The sequence below is a fragment of the Streptomyces sp. NPDC002773 genome (genome assembly GCF_040295605.1).
Lineage (GTDB): Bacteria > Actinomycetota > Actinomycetes > Streptomycetales > Streptomycetaceae > Streptomyces.
Map to the genome: position 1 here is coordinate 37,924 of NZ_JBEOVO010000035.1, position 18,979 is coordinate 56,902.

The 18,979-nt window shown below is 72.4% G+C and carries 17 protein-coding genes; 11 read left to right on the forward strand and 6 right to left on the reverse strand.

Annotated elements, in window-relative coordinates:
- The first annotated feature begins 58 nt into the window (after positions 1-58).
- Entirely contained in the window at positions 59-850 is a 792-nt protein-coding gene (locus ABT034_RS29770) for an ABC transporter ATP-binding protein (protein WP_351220174.1), read from the forward strand.
- On the forward strand, positions 850-2,469 hold the full coding sequence (locus tag ABT034_RS29775) for an ABC transporter permease (protein WP_351220175.1): 1,620 nt from the start codon (positions 850-852) through the stop codon (positions 2,467-2,469). Before ABT034_RS29770 ends, ABT034_RS29775 begins: the two co-directional genes overlap by 1 nt.
- A 7-nt stretch (positions 2,470-2,476) precedes the next feature.
- Here ABT034_RS29775 and ABT034_RS29780 read toward each other — a convergent pair whose 3' ends face one another.
- Complete coding sequence (locus tag ABT034_RS29780) at positions 2,477-3,499, reverse strand: LysR family transcriptional regulator (RefSeq protein ID WP_351220176.1); 1,023 nt, start codon at positions 3,497-3,499, stop codon at positions 2,477-2,479.
- Positions 3,500-3,594: 95 nt separating this feature from the next.
- Positions 3,595-4,338 carry an AfsR/SARP family transcriptional regulator gene (locus ABT034_RS29785; protein WP_351220177.1) on the reverse strand — a complete coding sequence of 248 codons (744 nt, stop codon included), beginning with the start codon at positions 4,336-4,338 and terminating at the stop codon, positions 3,595-3,597.
- Positions 4,339-4,801: 463 nt separating this feature from the next.
- Between ABT034_RS29785 and ABT034_RS29790 the strand changes: the two genes are divergently transcribed.
- From ABT034_RS29790 to ABT034_RS29800, 3 genes are read left to right on the forward strand one after another with little or no spacing between them, the layout of a single operon-like run.
- Entirely contained in the window at positions 4,802-6,352 is a 1,551-nt protein-coding gene (locus ABT034_RS29790; RefSeq protein ID WP_351220178.1) for a tryptophan halogenase family protein, read from the forward strand.
- A 30-nt stretch (positions 6,353-6,382) separates the two neighbouring features.
- The gene (locus tag ABT034_RS29795; RefSeq protein ID WP_351220179.1) at positions 6,383-7,753 is read left to right on the forward strand and encodes a cation:proton antiporter; all 1,371 of its coding nucleotides are present in this window, start codon (positions 6,383-6,385) and stop codon (positions 7,751-7,753) included.
- Positions 7,750-8,271: a flavin reductase family protein gene (locus ABT034_RS29800; RefSeq protein WP_351220180.1), complete on the forward strand. Its 522-nt coding sequence runs from the start codon at positions 7,750-7,752 to the stop codon at positions 8,269-8,271. The genes ABT034_RS29795 and ABT034_RS29800 overlap by 4 nt, the downstream gene beginning before the upstream one ends.
- Positions 8,272-8,378: 107 nt before the next feature.
- On the opposite strand, the gene ABT034_RS29805 is transcribed toward ABT034_RS29800, so the two are convergent.
- Positions 8,379-9,392, reverse strand: coding sequence for an ArsR/SmtB family transcription factor (locus ABT034_RS29805; protein ID WP_351220181.1), 1,014 nt, complete (start codon positions 9,390-9,392; stop codon positions 8,379-8,381).
- 127 nt (positions 9,393-9,519) lie between these two features.
- The gene (locus ABT034_RS29810) at positions 9,520-9,855 is read right to left on the reverse strand and encodes an ArsR/SmtB family transcription factor (RefSeq protein WP_073817704.1); all 336 of its coding nucleotides are present in this window, start codon (positions 9,853-9,855) and stop codon (positions 9,520-9,522) included.
- Positions 9,856-10,246: 391 nt separating this feature from the next.
- Between ABT034_RS29810 and ABT034_RS29815 the strand changes: the two genes are divergently transcribed.
- The 4 genes from ABT034_RS29815 to ABT034_RS29830 all read left to right on the forward strand — a co-directional run bounded on the left by ABT034_RS29815 (position 10,247) and on the right by ABT034_RS29830 (position 14,808).
- Positions 10,247-10,438, forward strand: a complete 192-nt coding sequence (locus ABT034_RS29815) for a hypothetical protein (protein WP_351220182.1) — start codon at positions 10,247-10,249, stop codon at positions 10,436-10,438.
- 20 nt (positions 10,439-10,458) lie between these two features.
- Complete coding sequence (locus tag ABT034_RS29820; protein WP_351220183.1) at positions 10,459-12,780, forward strand: TOMM precursor leader peptide-binding protein; 2,322 nt, start codon at positions 10,459-10,461, stop codon at positions 12,778-12,780.
- Between the two features lie 110 nt (positions 12,781-12,890).
- Positions 12,891-14,132: a sensor histidine kinase gene (locus ABT034_RS29825; RefSeq protein ID WP_502973084.1), complete on the forward strand. Its 1,242-nt coding sequence runs from the start codon at positions 12,891-12,893 to the stop codon at positions 14,130-14,132.
- A gap of 64 nt (positions 14,133-14,196) precedes the next feature.
- Entirely contained in the window at positions 14,197-14,808 is a 612-nt protein-coding gene (locus ABT034_RS29830) for a response regulator transcription factor (protein WP_351220184.1), read from the forward strand.
- A gap of 4 nt (positions 14,809-14,812) precedes the next feature.
- Here the strand turns inward: ABT034_RS29830 and ABT034_RS29835 are convergent, their stop codons facing one another.
- Positions 14,813-15,445 (reverse strand): NADH oxidase, encoded by a 633-nt coding sequence (locus ABT034_RS29835; protein ID WP_351220185.1) that lies wholly within the window; start codon positions 15,443-15,445, stop codon positions 14,813-14,815.
- Between the two features lie 412 nt (positions 15,446-15,857).
- Between ABT034_RS29835 and ABT034_RS29840 the strand changes: the two genes are divergently transcribed.
- Both ABT034_RS29840 and ABT034_RS29845 read left to right on the forward strand, forming a co-directional pair.
- The gene (locus tag ABT034_RS29840) at positions 15,858-17,102 is read left to right on the forward strand and encodes a globin domain-containing protein (RefSeq protein WP_351220186.1); all 1,245 of its coding nucleotides are present in this window, start codon (positions 15,858-15,860) and stop codon (positions 17,100-17,102) included.
- 60 nt (positions 17,103-17,162) lie between these two features.
- Positions 17,163-17,765 carry a pyridoxamine 5'-phosphate oxidase family protein gene (locus ABT034_RS29845; RefSeq protein WP_351220187.1) on the forward strand — a complete coding sequence of 201 codons (603 nt, stop codon included), beginning with the start codon at positions 17,163-17,165 and terminating at the stop codon, positions 17,763-17,765.
- A 70-nt stretch (positions 17,766-17,835) separates the two neighbouring features.
- Here the strand turns inward: ABT034_RS29845 and ABT034_RS29850 are convergent, their stop codons facing one another.
- Entirely contained in the window at positions 17,836-18,897 is a 1,062-nt protein-coding gene (locus tag ABT034_RS29850; protein WP_351220188.1) for a PucR family transcriptional regulator, read from the reverse strand.
- Positions 18,898-18,979: the final 82 nt, after the last annotated feature.

Sequence of the window (18,979 nt, forward strand, 5' to 3'; positions counted from 1 at the left end):
CGACCATCCGCACCAGGACCAGCACCAGCACCAGCACCAGCACCAAGGAGATCCAGCCATGAACAGCACGCCGCCGCGTGGTGCCGACGAGGTCGTCGTACTCAGCAGGGTGCGTCGGGCGTACGGCGCCGAACGCACCGGCGTGGTCGCGCTCGACGACGTGTCGATCGGCTTCCGGCGCGGCACCTTCACCGCCGTGATGGGACCGTCCGGCTCGGGCAAGACCACCCTGCTCCAGTGCGCGGCGGGCCTCGACCGCCCGACGTCCGGGTCGGTCACCCTCGACGGTGTCGAGCTGACCGGCATGAGCGAGCGGAACCTGACCAGGCTCCGCCGCGAACGCATCGGCTTCGTCTTCCAGTCGTACAACCTGCTGCCCGCGCTGACCGTCGAGGACAACGTCACCCTGCCGTTACGGCTCGCGAGCCGCCGACCCGAACCCGGCAGCGTGGCGCGGGTGCTGGAGCAGGTGGGCCTGGGCGACCGCGGCAAACGCCGGCCCGACGAGCTCTCCGGCGGCCAGCGGCAGCGGGTCGCCATCGCCCGCGCGCTGATCACCGAACCCGCCGTCATCTTCGGCGACGAGCCCACCGGCGCGCTCGACACCCACACCGCCCTCGAGGTGCTGCGGCTGCTGCGCTCCGCGGTGCGTGACGGAGGGCGGACGGCCATCGTCGTGACCCACGACCCGGGGGCCGCCTCGCACGCCGACCGGGTCGTCTTCCTGGCCGACGGCCGGGTCGTGGACGAGTTGTACGGCGCCTCCGTCGACACGATCGCCGAGCGCATGATCCATCTCGGCGCGTGGGGCGAGCGTCCCGGCGTCCACGTCCCCGGAGGATCGGTCTGATGTTCGGTCTGGCCCTGCGCACCCTGCGCTTCCGCAAGAGCGGCTTCGTCGCCTCCTTCGTGGCGCTGTTCCTCGGAGCCGTGATCGTCGCCGCGTGCGGCGGTCTGATGGAGACCGGCATCCGCGCCTCCGCGTCGGTCCGGCAGGCGGACGACGGCCACGCCGTCGTCATGTTCTCCCCGATCGAGCAGGAGGCGACCCGGCTGGTCTCGCTCTCCGCCGTGTTCGGCGGGATCGCCGTCATGGTCGTCGTGTTCGTCGTCGGTTCCACGCTCGCCGTGCTCGTGCAGCAGCGCATGCGGGAGATGGCCCTGCTGCGGGCGGTCGGTTCGCTGCCCGGCCAGATCCGGCTCCTGGTGGTGTCCGAGACGCTGGTGGTCGGGGCCCTCGCGACCGTGCTCGCCCTGGCGCCCGGTCACGCCGCGGGACGGCTGATGCTGGAGCGGTTCGCCGAGGGCGGGATGGTCTCCCCCGCGATCCCCTACCGCGCCGGCTGGATCCCCCTGGGCATCGCCGCCGGGGCGGCCCTGCTCGCGGCCGTGGCCGCCGCGTGGATCGCCTCGCGCCGGGCCGCGCTGATCAAGCCCGCCGCCGCCCTCGCCGAGGCGGGGCTCCAGCGCCGCTGGATGAGCGCGCCGCGACTGGTGTTCGCGCTGCTCTGCCTCGCCGGCGGCACCGCCCTGGCCCTGGTCACGGCGCTGGTGATGCCGGGGTCGGTCGCCGCGAGCACGGCGGGTCCGACCGCGATGCTCTGGGCGTCCGGCACGGCCCTCGTGGCTCCGGGGCTCACGCGGGTGCTGATCGCGGTGCTGCGGCCGCCGCTGCGCCTGCTGCCGGGACCGGTCTGCCGCCTCGCCTCCGACAACGTCCGGGCCCGGGCGGTCAGGACGGCCGGGGCGGTCACTCCGGTGATGCTGGCCACGGGGCTCGCCACGGGGCTGCTCTATCTCCAGACGACGCAGGACGCGTCGGCCCGCGACGCCGCCGCCGCACGGGACGCCCGCGGGTCGGGCACGGTCGCGAGCGCGCCGGTGTCCGTCACCCCGGCCCGTACGGACACGAGCGGGCAGGTCACCGTCACCCTCGCCCGTACGGACCCGGGCAGCCCTGTCGCCGTCGCCCCCGCCCGTACGGACCCGAGCGCGCAGGTCTCCGTCACCCCGGCCCGGGCGGAGGATCGGCCCTCCCGGGCCACGGTCGTGACGGCGTCCTCCGGAGGCGCGTCGGCCGATGCCTGGATCAACTTCCTGCTGGCCGGCACCATCATCGGGTACGCGATGATCTCCCTGGTCAACACCCTGGTGGTGGCGGCGTCCGAGCGTCGTGAGGAGTTCGCGCTCCAGCGTCTCGTGGGGGCCACCACGGGCCAGGTGATGCGGATGATGACGGTCGAGGCGCTGCTGGTGGCCGTGATGGGGACCGTCCTCGGCTCCCTGGTGGCCGCCGCGACGCTGGTCCCCTTCCGGCTCGCTCTCGACGGTTCGTGGCTGCCCGGCGGCCCGTGGTGGATCTACCTCGCGATCGTCGGCTCGGTCACCGCGCTGACCGTGGCGGCCACCCTGGTGCCGGTCCGCCTCGCCCTGCGCGTCCCGCCCGCCGGGGCGCCGGCCGCGCCCTGACCGGCGCTCACGGGGCGGCCGGGTCGAAGGGGCCCAGCTCGGCGAAGTCCCCCGGGTGGTCGACGATCCACGGCCAGTACTGGGGGATGGTCCGCGCGTAGTCGCGGTAGTAGCGGCGGACCGTCCCGAGGAGGCCCCGCCGCATCGACTCGGCGAGCGCGTCGCCCCGCCACACGAGCAGCAGTTCGGTGCGCTCGGTGTCCCGTATCGGCACGAGGGCGACCTCCCTGGTCGCGCCGGTGGGGGTGGTCAGGGCCGCCGCGTCGGCGTCGCGGACCCAGTTCATCGCCTCGTGGTGGCCGTCGACGTGGTGCAGCACCTCCGGGTCGTCCCCGGCGACCCTGGCGAACAGCTGCTTCTCGATGGGGTGGAACCAGTGCTCGCGTGCGTACCGGACCCACCGCAGGCCCCCCAGGTCCCGCACGTCGACGACGCTCCGGCCGGCCAGCGCGTGCCTCGGGGGTACGGCGAGCCAGACCGGTTCCCGTACGACGACCGCGCCGGCCAGGGGGAGTTCGAGGCATTCCGCCGCGGCGGTCCCGGGCGTGCCGGTCACCAGGGCCGCGTCGAGCGCGCCGCCGCGCACCGCCGCCACGGCGGCGGCCGGGTCGAGCGTCTCGGTCCGCACCTCGGCGACGGGCAGCGCCTCCTGGAGCACGGCGCGCAGGGACGGGGGCGTCCATTCCGTGTTCCCGAAGCGGAAGACGTCCGAGGTGTACGCGGCGGCCTCGGCGATCACGAGATCGGCCTGCCGGGTCAGGTCGGCCAGCATGGGGATGAGCCGCTCACCGAGCGGGGTGGGAGTCACCCCGGAACGGGTCCTGACGAACAGTTCGCCGCCGACGGCCTTCTCGATGCGGCGCAGCTGCGCGGTGAGGCTCGACTGCGGGAGGCTCAGCTCGACCGCGGCCTTCGAGATGCTCCCCGCGCGGTCGATGGCCGTCACGACTCTGGCGTGGCGTAACTCGACGTTCACCTGTCCCCCGTGTGTGGCCGGCCCCTGCGGACGTTCCCCCCGGCTGGCGACCACGGGGAGATCGCCACGCTAACAGGGGGGACTGACACCGTCCATGTCGGCGGCGCGGGGCCGCGGGGTGCCCCGGAGGGGCGGCGGGAGGGAGGGGATCAGGCCAGTGCGGGGGCCGAGCGCGCCAGGACACGGCGCGGCTCGCCGAGCGTCTCGTCCTGCCGGAGGATCGCCTCGTAGGCGTGGTGGAGGGCGCGGCCGGGTTCGAGTCCGAGGTCGCCGGCGAGGCGGCGGCGCGCCCCGTGGAAGACCTCGAGCGCCTCGGCCTGGCGGCCGTCGCGGTAGAGCGCCAGCATCAGCAGTTCGCTCAGCCGCTCCCGGCCGGAGTGCTCGTCGGCGAGCTGGCGCAGTTCGGAGACGGGCACGCGGGCCGCGTCGACGGAGAGCTTGGCCGCGGTGAGGTCCTCGTAGGCCGTGATGCGGCGTTCCTCCAGATGGGCCGCCTGGATCCGGCAGCGCACGCCTTCGCAGGTGTCGATGAGGGCGGGGCCGCGCCACAGGTCGAGGGCGGCCTCCAGGGTGTCGATGGCGCGGGCGGGGTCCGCTCCGGCCAGTCGGGCGCCGGCGGCGGCGAGTTCCAGGAAGCGCTGGGCGTCCACGGAGTCGGCCGGTGTGTCGAGGAGGTATCCGTTGCCCGCGGTCCGCAGGAGTTCGGCTCCGTCCCGGCCCGTGACCGCCTGGAGCAGTTTGCGGAGTCTGCGGACGTTGGCCTGGAGTGCGTTGCGCGCGTTGGCCATGGGCTGGTCCGCCCAGAGTTCGTCCACCAACTGGTCGGCGGTGACCGGTACTCCCGGGGACAGCGCGAGCATCGTGACGACGACGCTCGCCCGCTGCGAGGTCATCGTGTACCGCTTCCCCTCGTGCGAGAGGAAAAGCGGGCCGAGAACATTGATTTCCACCGTGGGAACCCCCATGTCGTCACGCGGACATGGCACATCATGCGCGAGTTCGACCGGCGTCGGGAAATACCACCTCGCTCGTCGGGACATCGCTCACCAGTATGACCGGAGACCCGCTGCCACCTGCGGGTTTCACCTGAAAGAAAAAACCTACAGGTGTTTCCCGAAGCTTTCCCCCGACCCTTCCCGGAGCGTTCCCACCGCCTCCTCGAAGTGTTCCCGGCAGTGTGCCGGGAATACCTGACACGTGACTGACATCTCGTCAATTACATGGCGTGTACGGCCGGTCCGACTGGTCTCAACTGCGATATTCGGCGGGCACTGAAAGACCTCGTACTCGATTGGTTCCCGTCCTAGAGTCCTTCTTCGGTGGCGCCATCCCCAACTTCCCACCGAAGGAGTCGTCGTGCTCAACCGAGTTGTGATCGTGGGCGGCGGAACAGCCGGCTGGATGACCGCCTCGTACTTCAAGGCCGCGTTCGGAGACCGAATCGACATCACCCTCGTCGAATCGGGAACCGTCGGAGCGGTCGGTGTCGGCGAGGCCACGTTCAGCGACATCCGTCACTTCTTCGAGTTCCTCGGACTCAAGGAGAAGGACTGGATGCCGGCCTGCAACGCCACGTACAAGCTGGCCGTACGCTTCGAGGACTGGCGCGAGCCGGGACACTACTTCTACCACCCGTTCGAGCAGATGCGGTCCGTCAACGGCTTCCCGTTGACCGACTGGTGGCTCAAGAACGGGCCGACCGACCGCTTCGACAAGGACTGCTTCGTCATGGCGTCGGTCATCGACGCCGGACTGAGCCCCCGGCACCAGGACGGCACCCTCATCGACCAGCCCTTCGTCGAGGGCGGGAACGAGATGCAGGGCCTGACGATGTCCGAGCACCAGGGCAAGACGCAGTTCCCCTACGCCTACCAGTTCGAGGCCGCACTCCTGGCCAAGTACCTGACCCGCTACTCCGTGGAGCGGGGCGTGCGGCACATCGTCGACGACGTGACCAAGGTCGAGCTCGACGAGCGGGGCTGGATCTCCTCCGTGCGGACCGCGGAGCACGGCGACATCACCGGTGACATCTACGTCGACTGCACCGGCTTCCGCGGCGTGCTGCTCAACCAGGCCCTGGAGGAGCCGTTCATCTCCTACCAGGACACGCTGCCCAACGACAGCGCGGTCGCCCTCCAGGTGCCCATGGACATGGAGCGGCGCGGCATCCGGCCGTGCACGACGGCGACGGCCCAGGACGCCGGCTGGATCTGGACCATTCCGCTGACCGGCCGGGTCGGCACCGGGTACGTGTACGCCAAGGACTACCTGTCCCCCGAGGACGCCGAGCGCACCCTGCGGGAGTTCGTGGGACCGGCCGCGGCGGACGTCGAGGCGAACCACATCCGCATGCGGATCGGCCGCAGCAGGAACTCGTGGGTGAAGAACTGCGTGGCCATCGGCCTGTCCAGCGGGTTCGTGGAGCCGCTGGAGTCGACCGGCATCTTCTTCATCCACCACGCCATCGAGCAGCTCGCCAAGAACTTCCCCGGCGAGGACTGGAACCCGGCCCACCGCGACCTCTACAACAACGCCATCTCCCACGTCATGGACGGGGTACGGGAGTTCCTGGTGCTGCACTACGTGGCGGCCAAGCGCACGGACACCCAGTACTGGCGTGACGCCAAGACCCGCGCGATACCGGACTCGCTGGCCGAGCGGATCGAGAAGTGGAAGGTCCAGCTGCCCGACAGCGAGTCGATCTACCCGCACTACCATGGCCTGCCGGCGTACTCGTACATGTGCATCCTGCTCGGCATGGGCGGCATCGACCTCGCGCCCTCGCCCGCGCTCTCCCTGTCCGACGGCGCCGCCGCGCGCCGGGAGTTCGAGCTGATCAGGGAGAAGACCGAGCGTCTGACCAAGGTGCTGCCGAAGGCCTACGACTACTTCACCCAGCTGGGCTGACGGGGCCCGGGCGGGAAAGGACTCTCTGTCATGGACGTCCTCAACCTGTGGCCACGGCTTCCGCACGCCGTCGCGGTCCTGGGCGTGGTGGCGGTGATCGCCTACGCGGGCAGGTGGGCCGCGCGGCTGCTGCGGCAGCCGGTGGTCGTCGGGGAGGTGACCCTGGGCCTGCTCGCCGGTCCCGCCGCGCTCGCGCTGATGGGCCGGCCGGCCTTCGACACCCTGCTGCCCGGCCCCGTGCTTCACCTCGTCGCCCTCGTCGCCGAGGCGGGGCTCGTGTTCTACCTGGTCGGCCTGGCCCATGAACTGCGGGCCGGGCCGGCCGGGCCGGACCGGCGCGGCGCGACGGCACTGACGCTGGGCGCCCTGCTCGCGCCGCTGTTCACGGGTCTGCTCCTGGTCGGCTGGGTCCAGCTCACGGACGACGCGGCCGCCCGCGGGAACGCGCCGCTGCCGGCGTTCGCCCTGATGGTCTCGGTGGCGATGTCCGTGACGGCGGTCCCCGTGCTCGCCAGGATCCTCAACGAGCGGGGGATGTCCCGGTCGACGGCGGGCCGGGTGGCGATGACCTCCGCGATCGTCATCGACGCGATCGCGTGGCTCCTGTTCACCGCCTCGGTCGCCCTCGCCTCCGGCGACACCGCGGGGCTCCTGCGCTGTCTCGGCGCGATCGCGCTGGGTCTCGTGTGCGCGGCCGTACTGGGGTGGGCGCTGCGCACCGGGGCCGCGCGCCGCGGCGCCGGGCGCTTCCCCGTCCTCGCCGCGGTCCTCCTCGGCGCGGCCGCCCTAACGGTGGCGCTCACCATGAAGGACCTCGGCATGACCGCGATCCTGGGCGCCGCCATGGTCGGCTTCGCGGTCCCCGGAGCCGTGCCCGGGGCCGCACCCGGAACCGTCCGACCCGCCGGAGCCGCCTCTCGTGGCGGGTCCGGGGGCGGGCGCGGGTCCGGTGGCGGGTCCGAGCCCTGGGCGCGGGTGGTCACGGCCGTGTCGCGGACCGGGCGCGCGCTCGTCCCCACCTTCTTCGTGGTGTCGGGGATCGCCCTGCTCGACGACGTCTCCCCCTCCGCGTCCTGGACGCTGATCGCCTGGACCATCGCGCTGGCCTGTCTCGGCAAGGGCGTCGGCTCCTACGTCGGCGCCCGCCTCGACGGCCGGCCGCCCCGTCTGGCCGGCCGCATCGCCATCCTCATGAACACCCGTGGCCTGACCGAACTCGTCGTCGTCCAGGCCGGCTACTCGGCGGGCATCCTGTCCGCCGCGATGATGCTGGCCCTGACGGTGATGGCGCTGGTGACCACGGCCATGACGGGCCCGCTGCTCGACCTCCTCGACCGCGGGGAGCGCGCGCCACGTGCCGAGCCGCTTCCCCTCACGACGACAGAAAGCAGCAGACGATGACCGATCCCGCCGTCCGGACCCCGCCCGCCCCGCAGGCCACCGCCGGCGGATTCCGGACCATGATGAGCGGCTTTCCCACCGGCGTGTGCATCGTCACCTCCGCGGATCTCGACGGCACGCCGCGCGGAATGACCTGCTCCTCGCTGTGCAGCGTCTCCCTGGACCCGCCGACCCTGCTGGTGTGCCTGCGCGCCGGCAGTCCCACCCTCCGGGCGGTCCTCGACACCGGCCGGTTCACCGTGAACCTGCTGCACGAGGGGGCGCGGGAGGCCGCCGAGCTGTTCGCGTCGGGGGACCCGGAGCGCTTCGCGCTGGTCCCCTGGGAGCGGTCCCCGGAGGCGGCCGGGCCGCATCTGGTCCGGGACGCCCACACGATCGCCGACTGCGAGGTGACCCTGACTCAGCGGACCGGCGACCACGTCACCGTCTTCGGCGAGGCCCGCGCCATCCGGCAGGAGCAGGAACGTCCGCCGCTCCTCTACGGTCTGCGGCAGTTCCGCTCCTGGTCCGCCGCCTGACCCCGGCTTCCCCGGACCGCCGCCTGACACCTGCCGTACGACGAACCCGCCCGGCGCTCACCCGGCCCGGCGGGTTCGCGCGTACGGCGGAGTGGTCGGTCCCCGACTCAGACGGCGGGCACGGCGGGCACGGCGGGCAGCACGGCGCCGCGGGTGAGCGGCTCGCGCCGGACGCCCCGCGGGCCGCTCGCAGGACGGGCCGGCCGGCCGTCGAGCAGGGCGAGGCCGAGCGGGGACACCGAGTGCAGCATCGAGTTGCGGACCCTGCGGCTGGTGATGAGGCCGGTGCGCCGCAGTACGGCGGCGTGCTGGCTGGCTCCGGCCGGCGAGATGCCGAGCCGGTCCGCCAGTTCGGTGGTGGTGCAGGCGGCACGCAGCACCCGGAGGGCCGCCGCCCGGGTCTGGCCGACCAGCGCGCCGAGCGCCTCGGTGGTCTCGTCGGGCTCCGCCCACAGCACCTCGGCCTCGTGGGCCCGCGGCGGGGCGGCGACCACGAGGGTCGGCCGGCCGCTGCCGTCCTGGGGCCAGATGAGCTGTCCCGGCCGGTGGTTGAGGAAGACGGAAGGGGCGAGCACCAGGCCCCGGCCGCCGAGCACGACATCGCCTTCGGGGCCGCCGGGGATCTCGAGGACGGGTGACGTCCAGGTGATCCGGGGGTGGGCCGTGGAGAGCAGCTGTTCCACCCCGCCGGCCATCACGGCCCGGCCGCGCGCCTCGCAGTCGGCCTCCAGGTACTCCAGGACCTTGTCCCAGTAGGGGGCGACGGCGGCGCGCCAGATGTCGGGCAGGTCGGGCCCGGGCGCAGTCCCGGCGGAACCGCGGAGCCGGGGTGGCGTCGCCGGGCCCGGGGTCGCCGTTGCGCCTGCGGGCGTCGCGCGGACGCCGTCCTCACCGCCGTACTCCAGGGCGCGCCGGACCAGTTCGTCGGCCTCGGCGCCGGGCCCCTGCCCGGGCCGGGGCGGGGGCAGCCGTTTGCTCACCTGTCTGCGCCAGCCCGCGTACGGAGCGCCGACGCCGCGGCCGAGGAGGACCGCCGCGAACGCCGTCTCGACGAGCGGTCCGGCGCTGGTCCTCAGCCGGGTGCGTGCCAGGTCCGCGCTGGAGAAGTGGATACGTTGCACGGTGAGGGCCCCCGAATCTCCGCGACGTGTAGGTGGTCGGTGCGCGCGGACGACGGGCCGTTCCCCAAGACCGTCCCCACGTCCGGACCGGGCACGTCGGTTCATGCTCGGTGCAGCCGCTGACGCGTCACTGACCGCCCTCTGACGCGAGGGCGTACTCGCCCCGCAGCGAGGCGTCGCCCTGTACGGCGGCCAGGACCCCGGCCACGTTCAGCCGTACGTCGAAGGGGACGAGCTCGAAATAGCGCAACGCCTTGCCGTCCTCGGAGAGTTCGAGGGTGCCGACCACGATGCCGGCCTTTTCCAGCCGCTCCAGGTGCATGTAGAGCAGGGGCCGTGAGATCACCAGGCACCGGGCGAGCTCGCTGACGTACCGGCGGTCCTTGGCCAGCTCGGCGACGATCCGGAGGCGCTGCGGGTGTCCGACGGCAGAGAGAACAACTAGGAGTTCCTCACCGGTCATGCCCCATCTCCCACCGTTCGGAACGTTTCGGACGGGTCTTCCCGCCCCGGCCACTGTAAGCGATTCCCACGTCAGGAGGTATCTCTGAATCTCACGGCTCGGGGATGAAGGATTCATATGCCGGAGGCTGGTGAATTCATGTGGTCAAGCCACGGATCGGCCATCCGTAAGGCCTACTTGGGGCGTTCACGGCCCCCCGCGAGCGATACGGAATTCCGCAATCCATTCGGAACCCGCATTTCCGATTGTAGGGCGCGTGTGAACCATGGAACACGTGTGCCGCCATGAGAAGTTCACACCCGCACAGTGATTCCCACACTGTTCCGTTCCGGCTCCTCCGGTGCAGAATTACCCCGGAAATTGGTCGACAAAGACTTGGAGAGTGGAAGACATGACGATCGCCGTTGCCACACCCACCCGCTTCGGCGAGCCGACCACCGCAGGCGCACATCGGCCCGCCGTGCGCCGTCTCGTGATCGAGGACCTCGACGCCATGCCCGACCACCAGGGCGCCGCACTGCTGAGCATCTGCATCGTCGCGGCTCCCGCCGTCGGCGGCGACGCTCCCCTTCCGGCCGCCTAGACACCGAAGACGGGGCCGACATGGTCGACGAGGAAGGCGGCGGCACCTCCGCCGCCCGGACACGGCTCGGCTTCCGGAGTCATCTGCGGGCCACCGTCGTTCCCGGCGAGGCCGTGTACCTCGTCTCGCACCGCGGGGTCACCGCGCTCCACGGTGACCCCGCGGAGGTGCTGGCACCGCTGCTCGACGGAACCCGCAGCCCGGCCGACGTCCTGCGGGAGGCCTCGGCCTCACTCACCACGGACGAGGCGGTCCAGGCACTGCGGGCCCTGGAGTCCTCCGGCCTCCTGACCCTGCGCCCCGCCCCCGCGGAGCCCGTACCGGCAAACCCCCCGGCCGACCCCCACCGGCCGGATCCCGCCGCCGAGGCGTACTGGGACCTGGCCGGGCTCGACGGCGCCCGGGTCTGCGCCGCACTGGCGCGGAGCGCCGTGCACGTCGTCGCGGTCGGCGGCGTCGACGCCGATGAGGTGCGCGAGGCCTGCCGGGCCTCCGGGCTCGGCCTCGCGCGCTCCGGCGCGGACGCCGACCTCACGCTCGTGGTCTGCGACGACTACCTGTCCCCGCACCTGCACGAGATCGACGCCGCCCACCGCGCGGCCCGCCGGCCCTGGCTCCTCGCCGGTGTGGGCTCCACCGCCGGCTGGGTCGGCCCGCTGATCCGGCCGTACGAAGGGCCCTGCTGGCACTGTCTCGCCCACCGGCTGCGAGGGCACCGCCGCTCCGAGGAGCCGCTGCGGCGCGCCCTCGGTCTGGCGGGCCCGCCGCCCCGTCCGCAGGCGACGCTCCCGGCGGGCCGGGCCCTCACCGTGCACCTGGCGGTCATGGAGGCCGCGAAATGGCTCGCGGGCCTGCGCCACGAGGCCCAGGACTCCGTGTACGTCCATGACACGCTCCGGTCGCACGGCTCGGCCCACCCCGTCGTCCGGCTGCCGCAGTGCGCGGTGTGCGGCGACCCGGGCCTCGTGGCCTCGCGTGCGTCCCGCCCGTTCGTCCCGCGGTCCCGCCCCAAGACGGCGGAGGACCTCAACGGCCACCGGGCGCTCACCCCCGAACGGATGCTGGAGCGCTACGGGCCCCTGGTCGACCCCGTCACCGGGATCGTCAAGGAGATCCGCAGCGCCCCGGGCAGCCCCGACTTCGTGCACGCCTACCTGTCCGGCCAGAACCTGGCCATGCGCAGCCCGACCCTCACCGGCCTGCGCGCCGGGCTGCGTGCCCTCAGCGGCGGCAAGGGACTCACGGAGACGGAGGCCAGGGTCAGCGCGCTCGGCGAGGCGGTGGAGCGCTACAGCGGGACCCGGCAGGGCGACGAACCGGTGGTGCGCGACACCTACCGCGGGCTCGGCCCCGCCGCAGTCCACCCCAACGCAAGCCAGCTCTACCACGAGCGGCAGCTGCGCGACCGGAACGGCTGGAACGCCCGCGGCTCCAGCCTCCAGTACGTTCCGCCGCCCTTCGACGAGACCCGGCCCACCGACTGGACGCCCGTGTGGTCGCTCACCGAGGGGACCCAGCGGCTGCTGCCCACGTCGATGCTGTACTTCAGCGAGGAGCCGTCACCGGACGGCCTGTGCGCCGACTCCAACGGCAACGCCGCCGGCAGCAGCCCCGAGGACGCCCTCGTCCAGGGCTTCCTGGAGCTGGTCGAGCGCGACGCGGTGGCACTGTGGTGGTACAACCGCACCCGGCAACCGGCGCTCGACCTCGACGCGTTCGCGGAGCCGTACCTCGCCCGGCTGATCGACGGCTACGGCGCCCTGCGCCGGGAGGTGTGGGCCCTGGACCTCACCACGGACCTCGGCATCCCGGTGGTCGCGGCCCTGTCCCGGCGCACCGACAAGCCGGGCGAGGACGTCCTCTTCGGCTTCGGCGCCCACTTCGACCCCCGGGTCGCCCTGCGCCGGGCACTCACCGAGATGGGCCAACTGCTGCCCCTGGTCGCCGAGGTGACACCTGAGGGCACCGGCTACCGGATCGACGACCCCGACGCGCTCGACTGGTGGCGGCACGCCACCCGGGCCGGCCGGCCGTACCTGGCACCCGGCCCCGGTCTGCCGCCGCGCGGCCCGGACTCCTGGACGTACCGGCCCACCACCGACCTCCGCGACGACGTCGCGACGATCACGGAGACCGTACGGGAGCGGGGCCTTGAGCTCCTCGTCCTCGACCAGACGCGGCCCGATCTCGAGCTGCCCGTGGTCAAGGTCGTCGTCCCCGGGCTCCGGCACTTCTGGGCCAGGTTCGCCCCCGGCCGCCTCTTCGACACCCCCGTCGCCCTCGGCAGGCTCACCACCCCCACTCCCTACGAGGAGTTGAACCCCGTTCCGCTGTTCGTCTAGCCGCTCTTTGTCGCTCCGGTGTTCGCGTGGAACACATACACTCGCTCCGCATACCCGCACCACGGGAGCATCAGAGGACACGGACAGGGCAACAACGGGCGGACGAACGAATGCCACGTCACGACGAGCACCACGCACACCAGGACGGGTTACCGGCGGCGGGCGACACCATGGCGTCACCGCCCGACGTCCATGACCTGCCCGCCCCCCGGCTGGCCCGCACCGTGCTCACGGTCGCCCTCCTCGGCTATCTGAGTGTGACGGCGCTGAACCTCGCGGGCGAGCGGCTCGGACTCCCCCAGCTGATCGCGTCCGTCGTCTGCCTGCTCCTCATCTTCCTTCTCCAGCTGCGCCATTCGCTGCCGGGCGCGCGCCGGGCCCCGGTGCGGCAGTGGGCGGCGACCCTGTCGGCGCAGGCCCTCCTCACGTATCTCCCGATCGCGGTGTTCCATTCCCAGTGGGGGGCGATGGCGGGCTTCCTCGCCGGTTCCCTGCTGCTGCTCCTGCCCGGCCGGTGGGCCTGGCCCGCGTACGGCCTCGTGGGGCTCACCATGCTCGTACCGCCGACCCTGGACGGGCTGTCCCTCCAGGAGACCGTCTACCTCTGCCTCTCCACGCTGCTGACCGGACTCGTCGTCTTCGGCCTGTCCCGCATGACCGAACTCGTCCAGGCCCTGCACGAGACGCGGGGCCAGCTCGCCGGCATGGCCGTCACCAAGGAACGGCTCCGCTTCGCCCGGGACCTGCACGACCTCCTCGGCTACAGCCTCTCCGCGATCACGCTGAAGAGCGAGCTCATCCACCGTCTCATCCCCACCCACCCGGAACGCGCGATGGACGAGGTGAGCGAAGTCCTCACCATCTCCCGGCAGTCGCTCGCCGACGTCCGGTCCGTCTCCAGCGGGCTGCGCCGCATGTCCCTCGAACAGGAGCTGGGAGCGGCCCGGTCCCTGCTCCAGGCCGCCGACGTCGACGTGCGCACCGACCTCCGGCTGAGCGGCCTCGACCAGCAGGTGGACTCCGTGCTCGCCGCCGTGCTCCGCGAAGCAGTAACGAATCTGCTGCGCCACTCCCGCGTCGGCACCTGCACCCTCGAGGCCGTCGAGGAGGACGGCTGGGTCCGGCTCACCGTGGTGAACGACGGTGTGGATCCCGACTACCGGGACGCTTCACCGGACAGCGGCAGCGGCCTCGGCAACCTCAGGGCACGGCTCCGTACGGTCTCCGGCAAGCTCACGGTCACCCGCGGCGCGGGAACCTTCAGCCTGACGGCCGAGGCGCCGGCCCGCTTCCGCCCGCGCCTCGCCGCCCCCGACGAAGGCCCGTGCCCCCGCAGCGACCCGGCCATCTGACGCACCCCCCACCCTGTCCCGCGAGCCGCCGACGGCCGAGACCCGGCCGGAAAGGACATTCATCATGCCGATCCGCATCCTGCTGGCCGAGGACATGAACATGGTGCGCGGAGCACTCGTGGCCCTGCTGGACCTGGAGGACGACCTGGAGGTGGTCTGCGAACTCGAACGCGGCGACCAGATCGTGCCCTGCGCCCTCGAGCACCGCCCGGACGTCGCCATCATCGACATCGACTTGCCGGGCACCGACGGACTCACGGCCGCCGCCGCTCTGCGCGAGCAGCTCCCGGAGTGCCGGACCCTCATCCTCACCAGTCTGGGCCGCCCCGGGGCACTCCGCCGCGCCCTCGCCGCCCAGGTCGCCGGCTTCCTGCTCAAGGACGCCCCGCCGCACGAACTGGCCGAGGCGGTACGGAGCGTGGCCGCCGGCCGCCGGGTGATCAACTCCCAGCTGGCGCTCTCCGCGTGGAGCAGTTCGCAGAGCCCGCTGACCGCACGGGAGACGGAGGTGCTGCGGCTCGCCGCCGAGGGCCTCGAGCCCATCGAGATCGCGGGCGGACTCGGACTCTCGCTCGGCACGGTCCGCAACTACCTGACGTCCGTGGTGACCAAGCTGAACGCGCGCAACCGCGTGGACGCCATCAAGATCGCACAGGACGCGGACTGGCTGCTCTGACGGCCTAGGGGGCGTCGCGCCCGCCACTCCCACTCCCCCGTACGAGCATGCCCGCCGCCGCCAGGTACTCCAGGATCTCCCTCGTCACCGTCCGCGGCAGGGGCAGGGCGCGCGCCACCGCCTCGGGCGTGACGGCGACGGCCAGCATGGCGACCACCCACATCGGCTCGGGCCGGTGCAGCAGCACCCGGTGCCGCGCGCCGCCCCGCTCCAGGCGGAAGCCCTTGGCCTCCAGGAGCAGGGTCGCGCCCCGGTGCAGCCGGACCGGTTCCGTCTCCCCCAGCCGGGGCAGCACGAACACCGCGGGCCTGGTGAGCGGGAGCACCGAGAGGAGCGGGCCGCGCAGGTCCGCGAGTCCCAGCGTGCGCACGGTCAGATGGGACAGCCGCCGCAGAGCGGGGAGGAGGACCAGGTACAGGCCGGCGCCGAGCGGCGGGCTGCCGGGCGCGGACTCGATGTTGCTCAGCAGGACGGGCCCGAGCTCCATCCGGTAGAGGGCCTCGCGCAGCACCGGATGCGCGTCACCGATGCGCTCGTCGCCCCAGGGTCCGACGAGCAGCAGGCCACCGTCGTCCTCCCGCTCGATGGCGACGTCTTCTCGCAGGGACCACAGGTGCACGGTCCCGGGTTCGCCCATACTCCGCACGAGTTTTCCTCGACTTGACACCACGTTCGCATCGAGTATCCGGCCCGGAGGCGGAGGCACGGTAGCCAAGCATTCACGTATCTGTCGTGAATTTCTCATACGCGCCGTCCGATGCGCGGACGGCGCCGGAAGGGGGGCAAGTCCACAAGATGTGCCCGTTCGGGGTGGAACAGGTCGTCCCTTCCCCATATCCCCAGGCTACTTCTGAGTCACCTCCGTGATCGGGTAGCGTCCGGAGCTGTTTAGTCCGCTTCGATGCTCCCGTCCCGTCTAGAGGACCCATGCCTGCCAGTGAAGTCCCCTCCCGTCGTGCCCGTCGGGGCCGCCGATCCGCCGGCGCGGCCACCCTGCGGCCCGCCCGGCTCCGGCCGTCCCGAATACCGGGAGACGGAGCTCTGGTCCCTTGAGGCTCCGGATCAGACGCTCAGGCAGCACGCCCGTTCCCGCCTCCCCGGAGGACCTGGACCCCGGACCCGCCGAGTACCACCCCCTTGAGCCGGAGGCCGCGGAGCCGCCCCTCTCGGCGTACGAGATCGAGCTCGTCCGTGCCTCCGCGACGGTGGTCGAGCCGGTGGTCGCGGACATGACGGTCTACTTCTACGCGATCCTCTTCGCCCGCTACCCCCAGGTGCGGCCGTTGTTCCCGCCGGGGATGGACGCCCAGCGCGGACGCCTGCTGCGCGCGCTGCTGCGGATCGTCGACCTGGTCGACGACCCCGAGAACCTGGTCCGCTTCTGCGGACACCTCGGTCGTGACCACCGCAAGTTCGGCGCGCTGCGCGACCACTTCCCCGCCGTCGGCGAATGCCTCCTCGCCTCCCTCGCCCGCTACGCCGGATCCGCCTGGACCCAGGAGATGGCCGCCGCGTGGACCAAGGCGTACGGAGTGGTCGCCGACGTCATGATCGGCGCGGCCGAGCAGGACGCGCAGTCGCGCCCCGCCGTCTGGCCCGCCACGATCGTGCACCGCGTCCCCTGCGGGCCCGGCATCGCCGCGGTCACCGTGCGACCCCACATGCCCTACGAGCATGCAGCCGGCCAGTACGTCAGTGTCGAGACCCCCTGGTACCCGAAGCAGTGGCGCTCCTACTCCCCCGCCAACGCGCCCCGCGAGGACGGCACCCTCACCTTCCACGTACGGGCCGTGCCCGGTGGCACGGTCAGCAACGCCCTGGTGCACCACGCGGCCCCGGGCGACGTGGTCCGGCTGGGCGCGCCCATGGGCGACATGGTGCTCGACGTGGCCGTCCACAACGACCTGCTCCTGGTGGCGGGCGGCACCGGTCTCGCCCCCATCCGCGCGCTCATCGAGGAGGTCGCCCGGCGCGGCGGCCGGCACCAGGTGAACCTCTTCATCGGCGCCCGCACCGGCGCCGAGCTGTACGGGGTGGACGACATGCTGCGCATGGCCCAGCGGCATCACTGGCTGACGGTCAGGGGCGCGGTCTCCGACGAGTACATCCCCGGGATCCGGGGGTCCCTGCCGCAGGTGCTCGCCGAGTACGGGCCGTGGTACCAGCACGACGTCTTCCTCAGCGGTCCGACCCCGATGGTCACGTCCGCCACGCAGACGCTCACGCTCACCGGCACGTCGCCGGAGCGCATCCACCACGACCCGTTCGACACCTCGGCCCTGGCCGCCACCTGAGCCCCGCCTGCCCTCCCACCCTCCCCCTCCCTCCCTCCCTCCCTGCCAGGAGAAAACCCCGTGTCTTCGCACCCGACGCCCTTCGGTTCAGCAGGCGAGCACCTTCTGCAGCAGCAGCTGGGCACCGCCGACCGCGCCCACCGGTTCTACGACCAGCAGGTGCGGCCCTGCCTCACGCCTCACATGCGGGAGTTCATCGGCCGCCAGTCCATGGTCTTCCTCGCGACCTCGGACTCACGGGGCGAGTGCGATGCCAGCTTCCGTGCGGGCCCGCCGGGATTCGTCCACGTCATCGACGAACACACCCTGGCCTACCCGGAGTTCCGGGGGAACGGCGTACTCGCCAGCGCCGGCAACATGAGCGAGAACCCTCATCTCGGCATGCTCTTCGTGGACTTCACCCACGACCGCATCGGCCTGCACGTGAACGGCGTGGCCCGCCTGTACACCGACACGACCCTGCGCTCGCTCCACCCCGAACTGCCCTCCGACGCCGCCCCGGGGCGCGGCCCCGAGCTGTGGGTGCACCTGAGCGTCGAGGAGGCGTACATCCACTGCTCGAAGTACATCCCCCACCTCACCCAGTCCCCCCACCCGGCCCCACACGACCCCGCCCGCCCGAAGGACGCGCAGTACTTCACCGGTCCCGTCGTACGGTCATGAGCCCTGCCCCACCTCCCCACCCCCACCACCCTCGCCCCCTGACACTGCCCCGGCGGCGCCAGCCCCGTGATCACAGGGGCTGGTCGGGCCAGTCCAGGAGTCTGGCGCCGACGACGGCGGTCTGGAGCGTGTAGCGCTGGACGGGATCGCCGGGGTCGGCGCCGGTCAGGCGGTGGATGCGGTCGAGGCGGTACGTCATGGCCCGCACGCTGAGGTTGAGGCGGCGGGCCGCCCGGGCGGTGACGCAGCCGGTGTCGAAGTACTCCGTGAGGGTGTTCAGGAGGGGCTTCGCGCCTCCTCGTGCCTGTTGCAACGGGCCGAGGACGGTGCGGACCAGGTCGGCCATGGCCTGCCGGTCGCGGGTGAGGACCGGGTAGACGAGGAGGTCGGCGGCGTGCAGGACCGGCTCGTCGATGTTCATGCGAGCGGCGAGGTCCAGGGCGTTGAGGGCTTCCTCGTAGGAGTGGACGACGCCGCCCGCGCCCGGGTGCGCGCGCCCGATCGCCACCTGGCCGCCGTCCGTGGCGGCGTACGCCTGTTTGGCGAAGTGGGCGAGCACGTCGGGTTCGTCCGCCGGGGCGACGCAGATCAGCCGCCCGTCCTTGGTGGTGAGCAGGATGCGGCGGTTGCCGAAGCGGGCGGTGAGCGAGGACTCGACGGTACGGGTGACCTCGTAGCCGTCACCGTACGGTTCCCGTCCCTGTGCGACGGCCACGGCGTGGGCGTGGGACAGGAGCAGCCCGAATCGTTCGGCGCGCTCGGCCAGCCTGCCGAGGTCGCTCCGGCCGTACAGGAGGTCGTCGATGAACTCCCGCCGCGCGGCTTCTTCCTGACGCATCGCCAGGTGCTGCGCCCGCTCGTGTCCCTCGGCGAAGGCGTCGACGGCCTGCTCCACGGCGGACAGGAGGTGGTCGGCGGCTGCCCTCGGCAGCCCGGGGCGTACCCGCTGTGCGGCGGAGAGGTGGGCTCGGACGAGGTCCCGCAGCCCGATGCCGGCTTCAGCGGCCCGCACTCCGAGAGCGCGGAGGGCAGCGCGCTCCTCCGGGGTGAGCCTGCGGCGGGTCTCGCACACACCCGTCAGAATCTCGGCGTACCCCTCCAGGTACCCCTCGACCGGTTCCCTCTCCGCCACGGTCCCTCCCCGCTTCCTGACGCGTCTGCGACGAGTTCCTGACGCGCGGGCCAAGACTGGCACGCCGTCCTGCGGGGTTCGC